This is a genomic window from Qipengyuania sp. (assembly GCF_042095715.1).
GTDB lineage: Bacteria > Pseudomonadota > Alphaproteobacteria > Sphingomonadales > Sphingomonadaceae > Qipengyuania.
Genome location: NZ_JBELMO010000011.1, coordinates 1 through 16,578 on the forward strand (window position 1 = coordinate 1; position 16,578 = coordinate 16,578).

Genomic DNA, 16,578 nt, shown 5'->3' on the forward strand with positions numbered 1-16,578 from the left:
GCTGAGCACGCGCGCGGTGTCCGCGATACTTTCGCCGCGACCAAGCTGGCTCGTGCCCGAATCGAGGATCACTGCCGTGCCGCCGAGCTGGCGGATCGCGATATCGAAGCTGACCCGGGTGCGGGTGGACGCCTTTTCGAAGATCATCCCAAGCACGCAACCTGCGAGTGGGCTGTCGCTGTCGGGCTTGCCTTTGGGCCAGCCCTGGCGCGCCGCCTTGCGGTCGATCGCATCGGACAGCATGGCGGCGATGGCATTTCCGCCGGCATCCGAAAGCGAGAGGAAATGCCGATCCGTCATCAGGCGGCTTCCGGCACCTTGTAATCGGCCGCCCCGGCCGACAGCTTGTCGATGAATTCGTCGAATTCGGTGTCGCCGGCCACCAGCGGCGGCAGGATGCGCAGCGTCTGGTCTCCGGCGGCCACAGTGAGCAGATGGTGGTTGTCGCGCAGGTGTGCGTAGAACGGCCGGCTTTCCACCTTCATACGGATACCCAACATCAAGCCCTTTCCACGGACGGAGTCGAACAATTCGGGATAGTTTCCGATAAATTGTTCGATCCGGGCGCGCAGGCGCTCGCCCTTCGCAGTGACCTCGGCCAGGAATTCGTCGTTGGCGACCGCGTCCAGGACCGCTTCGCCCGCGGCCATCGCCAGCGGGTTGCCGCCATAGGTGGAGCCATGCGCGCCGATCACCATCCCACGCGCCGCCTTTTCCGTGGCCAGACAGGCGCCCAGGGGAAAGCCGCCCCCGATACCCTTGGCGGTGGCCATGATGTCGGGTTTGATCCCATAGTGTTCATAGGCATAGAGCTTGCCCGTCCGGGCCATCCCGCATTGCACCTCGTCGAAGACGAGCATGAGATCGTTTTCGTCCGCGAGCGCGCGCAGCCCCGACAGAAACTCTGGCGAAGCGGGCCGAATCCCGCCCTCGCCCTGGATCGGCTCCACCAGGAAACCGGCGGTATGGGGCCCCATAAGAGCCTTTGCGCTCTCCAGATCGTCCCACTCGGCATATTTGAATCCCGCGAGCAGCGGCTGGAAACCCTTGTGCATCTTGTCCTGATTGCTGGCACTGATCGTCGCCATCGTGCGCCCGTGGAAGGCGTTCGTGAAGGTGATCAGTTCGAATTTCTCGGCGTTGCCGACATGCTGGTGATAGGCGCGGGCCGTCTTGATGGCGCATTCCACCGCTTCCGCCCCTGAGTTCGTGAAGAACACCGTATCGGCAAAGGTCAGGTCGACAAGCCGCTTGGCCAGGCTTTCCCCCTGGGGACTGCCGTAGAGGTTGGATACGTGCATCAGCTTGGCCGCCTGGTTCTGGATCGCGCCGATCAGGCCGGGGTGTGAATGGCCAAGCAGATTGACCGCGATCCCGCTGGCAAAGTCCAGATAGCGGGTCCCATCCTCGTCGATCAGGTGACAATTGTCCCCTTCCACCGGGCGCACGCCGCAGCGGGGGTAAACGGGCATCAAGGGGGTGATCGACATGGTAAAGCTCCGCGAATCAAATCGTGTCAAAAGCAAATGGCGGCTCCACAGGGGAACCGCCATGCTGGTTGTTCGGCTGGTCTAGGTGTGCCGCGGGCACCGGTCAAACCCGGCCCCGGAACCCGTCTCACTCGCTAGCAGGAACGAGATTGACCGCCGAATATTTGCCGCGTCGGTCGACCTCGAGATCGAACTGGTAGCGTTCGCCTTCACTGATTCCCGTCAGACCGGACCGTTCGACCGCGCTGATGTGCACGAAGGCATCGGGCTGACCGTCATCGCGGGTCAGGAAGCCGAAGCCCTTGGTCGCGTTGAAGAACTTGACCGTGCCGGTCGCCTTGTCCCCGGTCAGCTCGCGCTGCGGGGTTGCCGGCCGGCTCTCCACCTCGATGACATCGCCCTGAATCTGGAGATCCTGTGCCGATACCTTGCCGCCACGATCCACGAGATTGAAAGCCAGTTCCTGCCCTTCGGCAAGGCTCTGAAGCCCGGCCCGCTCGACCGCACTGATGTGTACGAACACGTCCTCGCCGCCACCCTTCTGCTGGATGAAGCCGAAGCCCTTTTGCGCGTTGAAGAACTTTACCGTTCCTTCACCCGTGCCCACGACCTGTGCGGGCATGCGGTTGCCACCACCGCCGCCGCCGCCACCGCCAGCGCCGCCGCCAAAGCCGCCGCGACCGCCGCCGCCGCCGCCCCGGAAGCCGCCACCACCGCCGCCGCCACCGAAGCCGCCACGGTCGCCGCCATATCCGCCGCCACCGCCGCCGAAGCCTCCGCGATCACCGCCGCCGTATCCGCCACGATCGCCACCGCCGAAGCCGCCTGGAGATCCACCGAAGGGATCGAAACCTTCTTCGCCAACTCCGTCGCGTTTGTCCCGCCCCCGCCGACGGCCCTGGTCATAACCCATAATTCGCAATCAACCTTCGTGGCATCCCAACCCCACTATGCGCCGCGAGAGGATGCCTACTTCGCACGGCACACGGAAACGCGGCCACAGTGCCGGCTCCTTACACAGTCCTGCATAGCGCAAAAACTCGGCTTTGCGAACGATTTACCGCATATGGATGCAAAAGTGGGTGAATGTGACAATTTGGCGCTGCGGCGTGGAATGTCCGAATAGCCATCACTTGCAGGTCCCATGGGGGCTGCTAAGGCGCACAATATGGACATTATCGCCCTGCTTTCCGATCCCGCAACCTGGCTCGCTTTGCTTACGCTGATCGCTCTCGAAGTGGTGCTGGGCGTCGACAATCTGATCTTTATTGCGATCCTTTCGAACAAGCTTCCCCAGCATCAGCAGCAGCGCGCACGCCGAATCGGGCTCTCGCTCGCGCTCATCATGCGAATCGGTCTCCTGATGCTCATCGGCTGGCTGGTGACCTTGCAGAACCCGCTGTTCGATCTTGGAATCACCGGCGCCCCCAACGAATATGGCGAACCGAGTTTCGAAACGGCCTTTTCCGGGCGAGATTTGATCCTGCTGGTCGGGGGGCTTTTCCTGCTGTGGAAGGCCACCAAGGAAATCCACCATTCGATGGAGCCGGAAGACAATTCGGGCGATCTGCTCGACAAGACGCCGGGGCCGGGCCAGGTCGCGGCCGCGGCGACCGCGACCTTCGGTACGGTTATCGCTCAGATCGTAGCCATCGACATCGTCTTCTCCGTCGATTCGATCCTCACTGCCGTCGGAATGACCGACGATATCCCGATCATGGTCGCTGCCGTGGTGATCACCGTGGGCATCATGATGATCGCCGCCGACCCGCTGGCGAAGTTCATCGAGAAAAATCCGACGCTCGTGATGCTGGCACTGGCCTTCCTGGTGATGATTGGGCTGGTACTGATTGCCGACGGCTTCGGCTTTCATGTGCCCAAGGGCTATATCTACGCGGCCATGGGCTTTTCCGTGGGCGTGGAGGTGCTCAACATGGCCCAGCGGGGGCGGCGCAAGCGCGCCGCCACCTGAACGGCTTGCCGCGCCTGCGCTTCAGCCCCCTCCAGTCCTATTCGCGGAAATCGAGCGGCGGCGCCCGGTCGCCTACCAACGAAACATATTCGTAGTCCGGACCCCGCGAGGCATCGAATTCCGCGCGTGCGGCCTGCCTGAGTGCGGGATTGGAGAACAGTTCGGCGGCCATCGAGGCCAGCGTCTTCGAGGCAAGCTGGGCGCCCTTCGCCCCGATGGAATACCCGCTAGCGGCTACCGCCTGCCAACTGTGCGCGCTGGTACCCGGTACCCAGGTTGCCGCACGAAGGCCCACGGTGGGCGTGGCCCACGACACATCGCCCACATCGGTGGAGCCGTACCCCAAGGATTTCTCGTAAGGTTCGACGCGAGCTGCATTCTCAAGCGGCTTTGCTGAGTCTCCGAAGGACTTGGACAACTCTTCCGCCCAGGCGCGCTCCTCCGCCGTGTAGGTAACGCCGCCTAGCTCACGCAGCTTGCGGTCCATCACCTTCGCCAGTGTCTCGTTCACCAGCAGCGGGTTGTTGCCGTGAATGATTTCCCAATCGACGGTCGTTCCGGTGCCCATCGCCGCGCCCTTCGCGGCGGCTTCCAGCCGATCCCACATCGCGCGGACCTCATCCGCGTCCGAATGCCGAACGTAGTAAAAAACCTCGGCGAAGTCGGGCACGACATTGGGCGCCGATCCACCCTCCGTGATGACGTAATGGATGCGCGAATCCATACTGGTATGTTCGCGCATCATGTTGACCATCATGTTCATGGCTTCCACGCCGTCCAGCGCACTTCGCCCTCGCTCCGGGGCGCCCGCCGCATGGGCGGAAACGCCATGGAAGCGAAATTTGGCGGAGCGATTGGCGAGCGACGTAGTGGCTGCCGCGCTGTTCTCGTCATCCGCGTGCCAGTGCAGCGCCACATCGACATCGTCGAACAATCCGGCGCGGGTCATGTATACCTTGCCGGAGCCGCCTTCTTCGGCAGGTGTGCCGTAAAGCCGAATACGGCCCGGCATGCCCGTCGCCTGGAGCCATTTGGCGGTAGCGATCGCCGCGCTGGTGGATGCCGCCCCGAACAAGTTATGGCCACATGCATGGCCGGCATGCTTGGCTTCAATCGGGTCCCGCACGGCGCTGGCCGATTGCGTAATCCCCGGAAGCGCGTCGTATTCGGCAAGGATGCCGATTACCGGACCGCCCTCACCCCATTCCGCGACGAAAGCGGTAGGGATATCGGCAACCCCAGCAGTGACCCGGAATCCTGCCTTTTTGAGTTCGTCCTGCAACAGAAGGCTGGACCGGGTTTCCTGATACCCCAGTTCGGCCCATTCCCATATCTGCTTGGCCAGTCGCTCGGTGCGCGCATCCTCCGCAGCGGCAAGCGCGACGGGGTCCGTGCTTTGCGCGGCTGCCGAAATGGATGTCGTCGTCAGCAAGACGGCGGCGGGAAGTGCCCTGAATGTTCGCATGTTCGATTGATCCCTTCGCCGGGGATGCTAGCCGCTGGAACGGCTGCCGCAAGTCTCGACGGCGATGGACAGAATGTGGCAAGGGAGGCGGGATGGATCAGGTGCTGATATTCCTCGGCTCGCTGGGAGCGATCCTGCTTCTCGCCACGCTGGCGCACCGGTTGGGCCTCGGCGGCGATGCGCGCATTCGCAGCGAGGAGGAGGCGCGCGCGCTAGCCGAGGAAGCGATTTTTGATTTCGAGCCCGTCGATGTTGTGATCGATCGCGCGGGCATGGGTGCCCTGCTGCGTGATGGGGATGGCCGGGTGATGGTATTGCGCCGTCACGGCAGCCATTTCGCCGGCCGCCTAATCGATTCGCATGCCCATGCCCGGCTCGACAGGACGATGCTGACCCTGGCCACATCCGACAGGCGCTTTGGAAGCGTGACCTTGGACCTCGGCCAAAACGCGGCGATCTGGGCGGCCAGCCTCCGCCGGATCACCACCTAGCGCCCCTGCAATCACCATGCCCGATTTCGAACCCACCACCTTCGCCATTCCGCTGTTTGTGGGGCTGGTGCTCGCCGAAATGATCTGGGCGCGTCGCAACCGCCCCGAAGCCTACGAGGCGAAGGATACGCTCGTCAGCCTGGCGTTCGGATTGGGAAGCACCGTAGCGGGGGCGCTGTTCGGTGGCGCATTCCTCCTGCTCTACCTCTGGCTCTACCAGTTTCGCGTTTTCGACTTCGGTCCCGAATGGTGGATGGTGTGGTGGGCCTGGCCCGTCTGTTTCGTGCTGGACGATCTCGCCTATTACTGGGTGCACCGCTTCGGGCATCGCGTGCGCTGGTTCTGGGCCAGCCATGTGAACCATCATTCCAGCCAGCATTACAATCTGTCGACCGCGCTGCGGCAGACCTGGACCGGATTCCTCACGCTGGGGTTTCTGCTCAAGCTGCCGCTGGTTCTGCTGGGTTTCCACCCGGTGATGATCGCCATTTGCGCTGGCTTCAACCTGATATACCAGTTCTGGATCCACACCGAAGCCGTTGGTCGGATGCCGCGGTGGTTCGAAGCGGTCATGAACACACCCAGCCATCACCGAGTCCATCACGCGACCAATCCGCGTTATCTCGACCGCAACTATGCGGGGGTCTTCATCGTGTGGGACAAGCTATTCGGTACCTTCGAGCCCGAGGTCACGGTGGCGGAGGGCGGAGAGCGGATCCGCTACGGGATCGTGAAACAGCTCGGTAGCTTCAATCTGATCTGGGCCGTTTTTCACGAATGGGTCGGGATCGCGCAGGACATGTGGCACGCACCCTGGCGACACAAGCTGTCCTACCTGCTGCGCGAACCGGGCTGGAGCCATGACGGCAGCCGCGAGACCAGCGATGTCATCCGTGCCCGCTGGCAGAGCCGGCAAGACAAGGTTGCGACCGAAAACTCGATTGCGGAGCCACGCGAGGCTGCCTAACCTCCTCAGCAAAAGAGGAGGGGTTCATGGACGAATTCGATGTCATCGTGATCGGTGGCGGCAGCGGAGGTAGCGCCGTGGCCGGCCGGCTGGTGCAGGCGGGACGTAAGGTCTGCCTGCTTGAGGCGGGGCCGCGCAACGACAATGCATTAGTCAAAACCCCCGGTTTCATGCCCTTCATCCGTAATTCGTCGAATTACAAATACGAGACGGTCCCGCAGAAGGGATTGAACGGCCGCACCGGTTATCAGCCACGTGGGCGAGGGCTGGGCGGGTCGAGCGCGATCAATGCGATGGTCTACATCCGCGGAAACCGTTGGGACTACGATAACTGGGCCGCGCTCGGCTGCACGGGCTGGGCCTATGACGACGTGCTGCCCTATTTCAAAAAGGCGGAGAAGAACGTGCGCGGTGCCGATGAATGCCACGGCGCGGAGGGGCCGCTGTGGGTCAGCGATCAGCGCTGGCCCAACAAAGGCAGCCTGGCTTTCGTCGAAGCGGCCTCTCAGCTTCAATTGCCACGCAACCGCGATTTTAACGGAGAAAAGCAGGAAGGCTTCGGCCTGTACCAGGTCACGCAGCGGCAAGGCGAGCGCTGGTCCGCCGCGCGCGCCTATGTCGAACCCCTGCGCGGAAATCGCGATCTCGACGTGCGGATCGGTGTGACCGTCCAGCGCATCGTGATCGAAAACGGGCGGGCCACCGGGGTGGTCTATTCGGTCGGCACCAAGCAGCGTCATCTGAAGGCTCGCGGCGGCGTCGTGCTTTCGGCCGGCGCGTTCAATTCTCCCCAGGTTCTGATGCTTTCCGGTATCGGGCCGGGCCAGCATCTCAAGGAGCACGGCGTTTCGGCGACAGTGGACCGGCCTGCCGTGGGATCGGACTTGCAGGACCATCCCGATTACGTCTCAAGCTGGGAAACGACGAGCCGGGATTTCATCGGCGATAGCCTCGAAGGGACCATCCGGATGGCGAAATCGGTGCTGGAGCACCGCCGGCGCCGCACAGGAATCATGACGACGCCTTATGCCGAGACGGGCGGTTTCTGGAAGGTCATGCCCGATGCGCCCGCGCCGGACGTGCAATGGCACTTCGTCCCGGCGATGCTGGAAGACCACGGCCGCACCAAGGTAAAGGGCCACGGGTTTTCCCTCCATGCTTGCGTGCTGCGCCCCGAAAGCCGCGGGACCGTGCGGCTCGCCGGACCCGATGCGACCATGGCGCCCCGCATCGACCCGAACTTCCTGGACGATGAGCGGGACATGGCGGTGCTGCGCGCCGGCGTGCGCATGTCGCATCGCATCGTCTCCGCTCCCGCCATGGCGTCTTACGATCCGAAAGATCGCTATCCCATCGATCTTCAAGACGACGCGGCCCTGGATGACCTGATCCGCAGCCGTGCCGACACCGTCTATCACCCGGTCGGAACCTGCCGGATGGGCGGCGATCCGGACAGCGTGGTCGATCCGAGGTTAAAGGTTCGCGGAGTCGACGGCCTCTGGGTTGCGGATGCCAGCGTGATGCCTCGCCTAGTATCGGGCAACACCAATGCCCCCAGCATCATGATCGGTGAGCGCTGCGCGGAGTTCGTTCAGCAAGCGCTTGCGGCTTAGGGAGTTCGCACGCGCGCTCAAGCGCGATGCGCTTACCGCGTGGATAGCGGCGCGCGACCCGCGCACACCCTTGGCTGCCAAGCTCTTGGCAGCGGCGGTGGCTGCCTATGCCTTCAGCCCCATCGACCTGATCCCGGATTTCATTCCGGTTCTCGGCATCCTGGACGACCTCGTTCTGGTGCCGCTGGGGGTATGGGCGGTGATCCGCATGCTGCCGAAGCCGCTTATCGAAGAGTTTCGTGTGCGGGCCTCCGCAATGGCGGAGAAACCGGTCTCCAAGGGCGGCGCCATACTGGTGATCTTGGTGTGGCTGGCATGCCTCGCAGCCGCCGGCACTCTCCTCTGGAACTGAAAACGTTCCGATCCGAGGTGACGCATGAAAAAAGGGCCGGAACCTGACGGCCCCGGCCCATTGCTAGTCGTATGTTCGCAGGAGGAACATAGGTTGGCGGAACGGGAGGAGAGAGAGGAGAGAACCCGCCCCGCCAATTCGGAAAATTCGTAGCTGGTCACACCGCGCGGAGTTGGCCGGACCCTGGCCCCCCGCGCGATGTTTCCTGTCAGTTGTAGGCGCGTTCTCCGTGTTCGCCGATGTCGAGACCTTCGACTTCGACTTCTTCGGATACTCGGAGGCCAGTGATCATCTTGGTGATCAGACCGGCGATCAGCGTTCCAACTGCGGCCCAGCCGATCGCGACCACCACGGCGATGATCTGCGTGGTGACTTGCGAGGCCATCACGAAGTCGTCACCGCCCGGACCGCCCAGCGCGGGCGAATAAACGATGCCAGTCCCGATCGCGCCGACGATGCCGCCGATGCCGTGGATACCGAATGCGTCCAGCGAGTCGTCATAGCCGAACTTGGGCTTGAGCTTGGCAACCATGACGTAGCAGATCGCGGAGGCCACGATGCCCAGCACGATGGCGCCGAACGGTCCGCTGTTGCCGGCAGCCGGAGTGACCGCGACCAGTCCGGCAATGATCCCGGAGCAGAAGCCCAGGGCCGAACCCTTGTGGCCTGCGATCCTTTCCAGAACCATCCAGGCGAGGCCAGCAGCGGCAGTCGCGACGAAGGTGTTGATCATCGCGAGGCCGGCAGTCCCGTCCGCTTCCAGTTCCGAACCGGCGTTGAAGCCGAACCAACCCACCCACAGCAGGCCCGTGCCGACCATGGTCAGCGTCAGGCTGTGGGGTGGCATCGGTTCCGTCGGGTATCCCTTGCGCTTTCCGAGCAGGAAAGCGAGCACCAGACCGGAAACGCCTGCGTTGATGTGGACCACGGTACCGCCCGCGAAATCCAGCGCTCCCATATCGAACAGCAGTCCGCCGCCCGCCCAGACCATATGTGCGATTGGGAAATAGACGATGGTCAGCCAGATCGTAACGAACAGCATCGTCGCGCTGAACTTCATGCGCTCCGCCGTCGCGCCCAGGATCAATGCGGCGGTAATCGCCGCGAAGGTCATCTGGAATGACACGAACACATATTCGCTGATCACTTCGTCAGAGAATGTCGCCGCGGTGCTGTCCGATGTGACCTGGCTGAGGAAAAGATTGCCCCAGCTGAAGAACTGGTTTCCTTCGGGGCCGAAAGCCGTGGAATATCCCCACATCACCCAAATCAACATCGCCAGCGCCGAGGTGGCACCAATCTGGGTCATTGTAGAAAGCATGTTCTTCGAACGGGTGAGGCCGCCGTAGAACAGCGCCAGACCCGGCAGGATCATCAACAGCACCAGAACGGTGGCGGTCATCATCCAGGCGTTGTTGCCGGGATTGGCTACGGCCGCAGCGGCTGTTTCGGTGGCCGCCGCGATCGGCGAACCGGCCGCGTCGGCGGTGGGCACGACGACGTCCTGCGCCCATACGGCGGTCGAGGCGCCAAGCGCCAGAAGCGCGACAGAGCCGCGAGTGAAAAGTCGAACCATCTGGGTCCCCCTCATGTCCATGGAAGCGCGGATCACAGCGCTTCGCCCCCGGTTTCGCCGGTGCGGATGCGCGTTGCGCTCGCTAGTTCCAGCACGAAGATCTTTCCGTCGCCGATGGCGCCAGTGCTGGCGGTCGCGCTGATCGCTTCCACCACGCGCGGGGCGACGGCATCGTCGACCGCGACTTCGATCTTCACTTTCGGAAGCATGTTGGTGGAGTATTCCGCTCCGCGATAGATCTCGGTCTGACCTTTCTGCCGGCCAAACCCCTTGACCTCCGAAACGGTCATTCCTGCAACGCCCACGCCGGAAAGGGCTTCACGCACCTCGTCCAGCTTGAACGGCTTGATGACGGCTATGATATATTTCACGTCTCGCCCGCCCCCTGTTCTTCCGCCGGTCCCGTTACCGGCCAAGACAAGTCAGCAAGGGCCGTGCCAAGCGCATTTACGCTTACGTCAGCTGCGCAAATGGCTGGCTGCACGCAAAGCACTGCCTAAAAACTAGGCAGCAGGTTAACCTTTAGGCAATTGTATACTTGACAAAGCACCCCTTTCGGGCGACAAGGGGGTATGGAAAACGCAGTCGATATCTTTGCCCCTCGCTTCCAGTCGGAAGACGCTGCCCGCGAGCACCTTGAGGCGCTTCACTGGCCCGAAGGTCCGGTTTGCCCGCACTGTGGTTCGGACAATGCCAATCGCCTGCCTCCGCAGAAGGGCCGCAAGACCAAGGCGCACCCTGAGGGCGTGGTCCGCAAGGGCGTAATCCAGTGCAATGACTGCCGCCAGCAATACACCGTGACGGTCGGCACCGTGTTCGAGTCCTCCAAGGTTCCGCTCAATAAGTGGCTGCTGGCCAATCACATGCTTTGTGCCAGCAAGAAGGGCATCAGCGGCCATCAAATGGCCCGTATGCTAGGTGTTACCTACAAGACCGCATGGTTCATGATGCACCGCATCCGTGAAGCCATGAAGGATACCGACAGCACCCCCATGGGCGGCGAAGGCAAGACCATCGAAGCCGACGAAACCTTTGTCGGTGGCAAGTCCAGCAATCGCAAATCCAAGTTCAGGCCGCGCCGCGTGGGCATCCCCGGCCCCGTTTCCGACAAGGAAGCGGTTGTCTCTCTAGTGGAGCGCGGCGGCAAGGTCCGTAGCTTCCATGTGGGCCGCGTTACCGGCGAAACCCTGCGCTCCGTCCTCGTAACCAATGTGCATCGCACCAGCGTTCTTATGACCGACGAACTCCCCGGATATAAGAAGGTCGGGCTTGAATTCGCCAAGCACGGTATCGTCGTTCACTCGCAGCGCGAATATAGCCGTGGCGAGAACTACACGAACACCGTTGAGGGCTTTTCTCCCTGCTCAAGCGCGGCATCATCGGCACTTATCACCATGTCAGCGCCAAGCATCTGCACCGCTACACCGCAGAGTTCGATTTCCGCTATAACACGCGCAAGTCGTCCGACTTCGAACGTGCCGATCAAAGCCTTCTAGGAGCCATCGGCAAGCGCCTTACCTATCGGCGGACTGGCGCAGTCGCCGCCTAATAAGGTCAAACCCGCTCGCCGTATTGGCGAGGGCCGCAAGCGCTGGACGCGTCGATAATCCCCAGAAAGAACAAACCCGGACTCGACTCCGACCGCGAGAGCGGGAATCTTACGCAGTTGATTGTCCCAAAACGCGAGAACCCCCAGTGCGCCAACACCGGGGGTCTCTTGCGGGGCAACTCCTGCTTTACCTTGGCCGGCAGCAGGAGCGGGAAATTCCCCGATATGGGGAATGCTTATCCACACCGGATGAGTCCCCGTCAAGACGGTCGATCTAGCGGTAAAGGAAAAAACCGTGACTTATCGACGACCGCCCGAAAGGGCACCTTACACACCCGAAATCTTCCAAGAGGTTAAGCGCAGACTCGCCGATGGCGAGTTTCAGCATGACATCGCGGCGGACCTTGGCTGGAACCAAGGAAGGGTATCCGAGGTGAACACTGGGAAGCGAGGCGCTGGCGATAGCCAGCTACCGCTTCTTTGATCGGGAGGGGGCGGGCTTCGGCTTGCCCCCTTTTTCATGCCGCGCCTTTGCCATCGGGGTTATCGGCTCGTGTTTCTTTGGAGGGGTCTGTAGCATCCGCTTAAGGACCTCGTCCTCTTTGTTTTGATCGGCCTTTTTCATGTCTGAACCCTCAGATCATCAATGGGATAAGGTTTATGCCGCGATTGGAAAAGTCGTTTGCGAGTGGGCGGAACTGGAAAATGACCTAGTAAGGCTACTCCACGATGCGACCATTGCTGAAGCTCCCGCGTTCAGAAGTGATGCCCGGACCCACATGGCCTTTCTGGCACTCGTTGAGAACCTGGACATCAGGGCAACCGTCGCAGCGATAAAAGCCATCCATTTTCATCTCACTTATGATTTCGATTTCGTCGCTCCAATCGGCCCATGCCTCAACCGTATTGAGAATGAACTTCGGAATGAGCGCAATCGGATCGTGCACGACAGTTGGCGTTTATATCAAAGTGGAAAGCTTCGAAGGTTGCAACGCGGGACCAAACTAGTGCGTCAAAAAGGCAGTGGAGCCGAGCTGCTTTATATGGGCCAATCGTCGGAATTCGAAAGCTATCGTGATATTGAGGCGGTTGCATTTCGCATACAGTCCGAAAGGGAGATCCTTAAGGCCTTCCGCGAGGAGCTGCTACGTCTTCCACCGATAAAGCCTGACGAAGAATAGCTTCGACTATTTCGCGAGGGCTGCCTGCGCTGCGGCTGTCATGCCAAGCTAGGGAGGCATACGCCGTCAGGCCTGCCTCAATCATATCGGGCGTGATCTCGATTTCGTCCTGTTGGGCATCATGTGCCATTGCCTAATTCCTAGTTAGGCAACTGCATCCCTGAGTAACCGGCCTGTCGCGGAACAAACTGCGAATCAGACCCTGCTTTGTCAAGTATACAATTGCCAACCTTTAGGCAAGATTTAGGTCGGCGTGCACCGGAAGATGGTCGGATGCCAAGGTTGCAAGCGCGCTATGATGGACATGGTTCCCGGTCAGCGACCAATTGCCGGAATGAACGATCCGATCGAGGCGTGCGATGGGGCGGCGCGAGGGGTAGCTGGCACCCGGGGTGACAAGCGCCCACTCCTCGCCGAACTCCCGCATTGCGCCCGACGACGTCCCCCACTGGTTGAAATCCCCCAGAATCACCGTTGGCATCGCGGGGGCGGAGGCGACGAAAGACAGCAGGGCGCGGACCTGATCGCGGCGGCGTAGCCCCGAAAGATCGAGATGGGTTCCAATCACGCGAAAACGGGCTTCCCCCTCGCCAATTTCGACGCAGACGGCGCCCCTTGGTTCTAGCGTGGGCAGATCGAGAGCGTGACATTCGCCTACCGCCAGCGTGCGCCGCACCAATATCGCGTTTCCGTGCCAACCCATGCTGCGCGGGCGCTTGGAGACCGGCGCCGCCCGCCATGGACTGTCATCCAAGAGCGCGCGCGGCAGCACCGCGGCACGATCGCCCAGACGCAGGTCCGCCTCCTGCAGGGCGATGACATCGGCGTCGAATTCACGCAGGACCGCGACGATGCGTTCAGGATCGCGCCGCCTGTCGATCCCCACGGCCTTGTGAATGTTGTAGCTGGCGAAGCGCAATTGCACGGACCGCTAGTCGCTCGCGATGTATCGGTCGGTCGGCCGGACCGGCAGGCCATCGATGCTGGCGATCCGGGTCGCCATCTTCGCCGTCCATTCGGCAGGATCGCTCTGCGCATGTGCCTTGCGCAGCGTGTCGCGCTCCCGCTCGAATGCCATGAAGGGAACCCCCCAGCCGCAACTGGTCTGCACACTCTCCACATCGATTACGAAGATCTGCCGCGTGCCCGACATCAGATGGAAATGCTCGGCCAGCTCGGCCCATCCCGCGTCCTGCGGCAGAACCGGAACCCCGCGTCCATAGATCCTCAGGATCAGCGCCGGCCGTTCGAAATTGCAGAACATTATCGTGACTCGCCCGTCGGCGGCAAGATGCGCATGGGTCTCGTTGCCCGAGCCGCCGAGATCGAGATAGGCGACGCGCCTAGGCGAAAGGACGCGAAAGGCATCGTACCCCTTGGGGCTGAGGTTGATTCGTCCAATCGGCGTGGCGGTCGCGATGAAGAAGACGGGTTGCTTCTCCAGCATGGCGATATGCTTATCGTCCAGCCGATCGAAGAATTCCGCCATCAGAGGAAATCTTTCAGTGTCGCGATGAAGCGATCGAACTGGTCGTGGTGCAGCCAGTGACCGGCCTTCTCGAACTCGATCACTTCGGCCGTGCTGAAATGGTCGAGCCGACCGTCGCCGACAGGGTTCGAAGCCCAGCTATCCGCGCCGTAGAGCAGCAGGGTGGGGGCCGTGATGGCGGCCCATGTCTGCTGGATGAACTCGTCCGCCACATCCTCGACGGACCAGACATTGAGATGCGGATCGAATTTCCAGCTGTAGGTGCCGTCCTCGTTCCGGGTCACGCCGTGAATGGTCAGGTGACGCGCCTGTTCCTCGGTCAGATAGCTGTTTTCCTCTATCATCCGCGCGAAGGCCGCTTCGATGCTGTCGTATTTGCGGGGGTTGCGTGCCGATGCCGCGCGCTTCTTCTCCACCCACTCGGCAACCCGTTCGGGATAGGGCCTGGCCCGCATTTCGGCAGAGCGCTTGGGGCTGGGGCCCAAGCCTTCGATGGCGACGAGCTTGCGCACCTGATCGGGGAATGTGCCGGCATAGCGCAGCGCGACATTCCCGCCCAGCGAGTGGCTGACGATGGTGACCGGCCCACGCCCGAGCTGATGGACGAGCTGCGCCAGGTCGTAGACCATATCCTGCGCCTGATAATTTCCGTCGGAAACCCATTCGCTGTCTCCATGGCCGCGGTGATCCATGGCCACTATATGCCAGTCGTCGCGCAGGGCTTCCGCCGTCCAGTCCCAACTGCGCGCATGGTCGCGACCTCCGTGCACCAGCACGAGGGGGGGCTTGTCGTGATTGCCCCAGTCGAAATAATTCAGTCGAAGCCGCTGCGAGATCAGTGTTTGCGAGGTAGGGCCGGTCATGGTCATGCGCGTTCCTTGCCGTGCAAGGGCGCGGCCTGCAAGATCAACGCTCCTTTGTCGCGGAGAAGGCGAGCTTCGGATTGCGTTCCTGCTGATAGCCGACGTCCCAGGCGCTCTTGGCCATGAAAACCAGATCGCCGTCGCGGTCCTTGGCGAGGTTGGCGCGGTTGAAGCTCTCGAAATCGGCGAGATCCTTGGGTTCGCCCTTAACCCAGCGCGCGGTATCGAAGGGGGCGGGTTCGAGCCTCGCGGCGACCTTGTATTCCGCCTCCAGCCGGCTGATCAGAACCTCCAGCTGAAGCTGGCCGACGACGCCCACGATCCACTGTGCGCCGATTTCCGGATAGAACACCTGGATCACGCCCTCTTCGCTGAGGTCGTCCAGCGCCTTCCTGAGCTGTTTGGTCTTGGTAGGATCGACCAGGGCCACGCGGCGCAGGATTTCCGGCGCGAAATTGGGCAGCCCGGTGAAACGCACGTCGTTCTTTTCCGACAGCGTGTCGCCGACCCTCAGCGTGCCGTGGTTCGGAATGCCGATGATGTCGCCCGCCTCGGCAGTATCCGCCAATTCGCGATCCTGCGCGAAAAACAGGATGGGCGAGTGCACCGCGATGGGTTTGCCCAGGCCGCTCGGGGTCAGCTTCATGCCGCGCTTGAAGGTCCCCGACACCTGTCGCATGAAGGCGATGCGGTCGCGGTGATTGGGGTCCATATTGGCCTGCACCTTGAAGATGAAGCCGGTCACCTCGTCACGGTCGGGGCTAACCTCGCCGCCGTCGCTGGGCTGCGGGCGCGGGGGCGGTGCATACTCGGCGATCGCCTCGATAAGCTCGGTAATGCCGAAGCTCTTGAGCGCGCTGCCGAAGTAGACCGGCGTCAGGTCCCCGTTGCGATAGGCTTCGAGGTCGAACTCGGGATAGCCGATCTGCGCCAGCTCCACGTTCTCTGCGACTTCGGGCGGCAATTCCACATCGGCATCGCGCTTGCCCTGGAACTCCTTAGAGGGCCCCTCGGGCCGCGCCACCGTGCCGCTCGCGAAATCGAGCACGCCCTGGAACTCCCCGCCCATTCCTACCGGCCAGGCCTGCGGGCTGACATCGAGCGCGAGCATGTCGGCGATCTCGTCCAGAAGCTCGAACACCGGGCGGCCCTCGCGGTCCACCTTGTTGACGAAGGTGATGATCGGCACGCTGCGCAGCCGGCACACCTCGAACAGCTTGCGGGTCTGCGGCTCGATGCCCTTGGCCGCGTCGATCACCATGATTGCCGAATCGACGGCGGTCAGCGTGCGATAGGTGTCTTCGGAAAAATCCTCGTGCCCCGGCGTGTCGAGCAGATTAAAGGTCACTCCATCCCGCTCGAACGTCATCACGCTTGAGGTGACGGAGATGCCGCGCTGCTGCTCGATCTTCATCCAGTCCGAACGTGCGCGCCGGGCCTGGCCCCGCGCCTTGACCTCGCCAGCAAGGTGGATCGCGCCGCCGGTCAGCAGCAGCTTCTCGGTCAGCGTGGTCTTGCCCGCGTCGGGATGCGAGATGATGGCGAAGGTGCGGCGATTGGACATGGGTCG

Annotated in this window: 15 protein-coding genes and 2 pseudogenes; 7 read left to right on the plus strand and 10 right to left on the minus strand. The window is 62.2% G+C overall.

Annotation, left to right across the window (positions count from 1 at the left end; translation table 11 throughout):
- From ACFDTG_RS04540 to ACFDTG_RS04550, 3 genes and pseudogenes are all read right to left on the minus strand, one after another.
- Positions 1-300 (minus strand): annotated as a pseudogene (locus tag ACFDTG_RS04540) (ornithine carbamoyltransferase); the annotation flags it as partial.
- A complete protein-coding gene (locus ACFDTG_RS04545) occupies positions 300-1,490 on the minus strand; it encodes an aspartate aminotransferase family protein (protein ID WP_375289827.1) in 1,191 nt (396 codons plus the stop codon). The gene ACFDTG_RS04545 and the pseudogene ACFDTG_RS04540, both read right to left, overlap by 1 nt.
- 127 nt (positions 1,491-1,617) lie before the next feature.
- Complete coding sequence (locus tag ACFDTG_RS04550; protein ID WP_375289828.1) at positions 1,618-2,403, minus strand: cold-shock protein; 786 nt, start codon at positions 2,401-2,403, stop codon at positions 1,618-1,620.
- Between the two features lie 255 nt (positions 2,404-2,658).
- Here ACFDTG_RS04550 and ACFDTG_RS04555 point away from each other — a divergent pair, with 255 nt between their 5' ends.
- Positions 2,659-3,462, plus strand: coding sequence for a TerC family protein (locus ACFDTG_RS04555; protein ID WP_375289829.1), 804 nt, complete (start codon positions 2,659-2,661; stop codon positions 3,460-3,462).
- Between the two features lie 37 nt (positions 3,463-3,499).
- On the opposite strand, the gene ACFDTG_RS04560 is transcribed toward ACFDTG_RS04555, so the two are convergent.
- Positions 3,500-4,927 (minus strand): amidohydrolase, encoded by a 1,428-nt coding sequence (locus ACFDTG_RS04560; protein ID WP_375289830.1) that lies wholly within the window; start codon positions 4,925-4,927, stop codon positions 3,500-3,502.
- A gap of 92 nt (positions 4,928-5,019) precedes the next feature.
- On the opposite strand from ACFDTG_RS04560, the gene ACFDTG_RS04565 reads away from it, so the two are divergent.
- The 4 genes from ACFDTG_RS04565 to ACFDTG_RS04580 are packed head-to-tail and all read left to right on the plus strand — an operon-like array spanning position 5,020 to position 8,350.
- The gene (locus tag ACFDTG_RS04565) at positions 5,020-5,418 is read left to right on the plus strand and encodes a hypothetical protein (protein ID WP_375289831.1); all 399 of its coding nucleotides are present in this window, start codon (positions 5,020-5,022) and stop codon (positions 5,416-5,418) included.
- Between the two features lie 16 nt (positions 5,419-5,434).
- Positions 5,435-6,385 (plus strand): sterol desaturase family protein, encoded by a 951-nt coding sequence (locus ACFDTG_RS04570; protein ID WP_375289832.1) that lies wholly within the window; start codon positions 5,435-5,437, stop codon positions 6,383-6,385.
- A 26-nt stretch (positions 6,386-6,411) separates the two neighbouring features.
- On the plus strand, positions 6,412-7,998 hold the full coding sequence (locus tag ACFDTG_RS04575; protein ID WP_375289833.1) for a GMC family oxidoreductase: 1,587 nt from the start codon (positions 6,412-6,414) through the stop codon (positions 7,996-7,998).
- Positions 7,955-8,350, plus strand: a complete 396-nt coding sequence (locus ACFDTG_RS04580; RefSeq protein WP_375289834.1) for a YkvA family protein — start codon at positions 7,955-7,957, stop codon at positions 8,348-8,350. Before ACFDTG_RS04575 ends, ACFDTG_RS04580 begins: the two co-directional genes overlap by 44 nt.
- Positions 8,351-8,558: 208 nt before the next feature.
- On the opposite strand, the gene ACFDTG_RS04585 is transcribed toward ACFDTG_RS04580, so the two are convergent.
- Positions 8,559-9,926, minus strand: a complete 1,368-nt coding sequence (locus ACFDTG_RS04585) for an ammonium transporter (RefSeq protein WP_375289835.1) — start codon at positions 9,924-9,926, stop codon at positions 8,559-8,561.
- Between the two features lie 32 nt (positions 9,927-9,958).
- Positions 9,959-10,297 (minus strand): P-II family nitrogen regulator, encoded by a 339-nt coding sequence (locus tag ACFDTG_RS04590; protein WP_375289836.1) that lies wholly within the window; start codon positions 10,295-10,297, stop codon positions 9,959-9,961.
- A 201-nt stretch (positions 10,298-10,498) separates the two neighbouring features.
- On the opposite strand from ACFDTG_RS04590, the pseudogene ACFDTG_RS04595 reads away from it, so the two are divergent.
- A pseudogene (locus ACFDTG_RS04595) lies at positions 10,499-11,475 on the plus strand (IS1595 family transposase).
- 623 nt (positions 11,476-12,098) lie between these two features.
- Positions 12,099-12,656 carry a hypothetical protein gene (locus ACFDTG_RS04600; protein WP_375289837.1) on the plus strand — a complete coding sequence of 186 codons (558 nt, stop codon included), beginning with the start codon at positions 12,099-12,101 and terminating at the stop codon, positions 12,654-12,656.
- Between the two features lie 232 nt (positions 12,657-12,888).
- Here ACFDTG_RS04600 and ACFDTG_RS04605 read toward each other — a convergent pair whose 3' ends face one another.
- The 4 genes from ACFDTG_RS04605 to ACFDTG_RS04620 are packed head-to-tail and all read right to left on the minus strand — an operon-like array spanning position 12,889 to position 16,572.
- Entirely contained in the window at positions 12,889-13,581 is a 693-nt protein-coding gene (locus tag ACFDTG_RS04605) for an endonuclease/exonuclease/phosphatase family protein (RefSeq protein WP_375289838.1), read from the minus strand.
- A 6-nt stretch (positions 13,582-13,587) separates the two neighbouring features.
- On the minus strand, positions 13,588-14,145 hold the full coding sequence (locus ACFDTG_RS04610) for a pyridoxamine 5'-phosphate oxidase family protein (RefSeq protein ID WP_375289839.1): 558 nt from the start codon (positions 14,143-14,145) through the stop codon (positions 13,588-13,590).
- Positions 14,145-15,014: an alpha/beta fold hydrolase gene (locus tag ACFDTG_RS04615; RefSeq protein WP_375289840.1), complete on the minus strand. Its 870-nt coding sequence runs from the start codon at positions 15,012-15,014 to the stop codon at positions 14,145-14,147. The genes ACFDTG_RS04610 and ACFDTG_RS04615 overlap by 1 nt, the downstream gene beginning before the upstream one ends.
- A 37-nt stretch (positions 15,015-15,051) precedes the next feature.
- On the minus strand, positions 15,052-16,572 hold the full coding sequence (locus tag ACFDTG_RS04620; RefSeq protein ID WP_375289841.1) for a peptide chain release factor 3: 1,521 nt from the start codon (positions 16,570-16,572) through the stop codon (positions 15,052-15,054).
- Positions 16,573-16,578 lie beyond the last annotated feature (6 nt).

What these genes read in the sequence shown, in the direction of transcription:
- ACFDTG_RS04570 (WP_375289832.1), top strand. Translation starts at nt 5,435, where the DNA reads ATGCCCGATTTCGAACCCACCACCTTCGCCATTCCGCTGTTTGTGGGG.
- ACFDTG_RS04575 (WP_375289833.1), top strand. Translation starts at nt 6,412, where the DNA reads ATGGACGAATTCGATGTCATCGTGATCGGTGGCGGCAGCGGAGGTAGC.
- ACFDTG_RS04620 (WP_375289841.1), bottom strand. Translation starts at nt 16,572, where the DNA reads ATGTCCAATCGCCGCACCTTCGCCATCATCTCGCATCCCGACGCGGGC.
- ACFDTG_RS04555 (WP_375289829.1), top strand. Translation starts at nt 2,659, where the DNA reads ATGGACATTATCGCCCTGCTTTCCGATCCCGCAACCTGGCTCGCTTTG.
- ACFDTG_RS04585 (WP_375289835.1), bottom strand. Translation starts at nt 9,926, where the DNA reads ATGGTTCGACTTTTCACTCGCGGCTCTGTCGCGCTTCTGGCGCTTGGC.
- ACFDTG_RS04545 (WP_375289827.1), bottom strand. Translation starts at nt 1,490, where the DNA reads ATGTCGATCACCCCCTTGATGCCCGTTTACCCCCGCTGCGGCGTGCGC.
- ACFDTG_RS04565 (WP_375289831.1), top strand. Translation starts at nt 5,020, where the DNA reads ATGGATCAGGTGCTGATATTCCTCGGCTCGCTGGGAGCGATCCTGCTT.
- ACFDTG_RS04615 (WP_375289840.1), bottom strand. Translation starts at nt 15,014, where the DNA reads ATGACCATGACCGGCCCTACCTCGCAAACACTGATCTCGCAGCGGCTT.
- ACFDTG_RS04560 (WP_375289830.1), bottom strand. Translation starts at nt 4,927, where the DNA reads ATGCGAACATTCAGGGCACTTCCCGCCGCCGTCTTGCTGACGACGACA.
- ACFDTG_RS04610 (WP_375289839.1), bottom strand. Translation starts at nt 14,145, where the DNA reads ATGGCGGAATTCTTCGATCGGCTGGACGATAAGCATATCGCCATGCTG.
- ACFDTG_RS04600 (WP_375289837.1), top strand. Translation starts at nt 12,099, where the DNA reads ATGTCTGAACCCTCAGATCATCAATGGGATAAGGTTTATGCCGCGATT.
- ACFDTG_RS04550 (WP_375289828.1), bottom strand. Translation starts at nt 2,403, where the DNA reads ATGGGTTATGACCAGGGCCGTCGGCGGGGGCGGGACAAACGCGACGGA.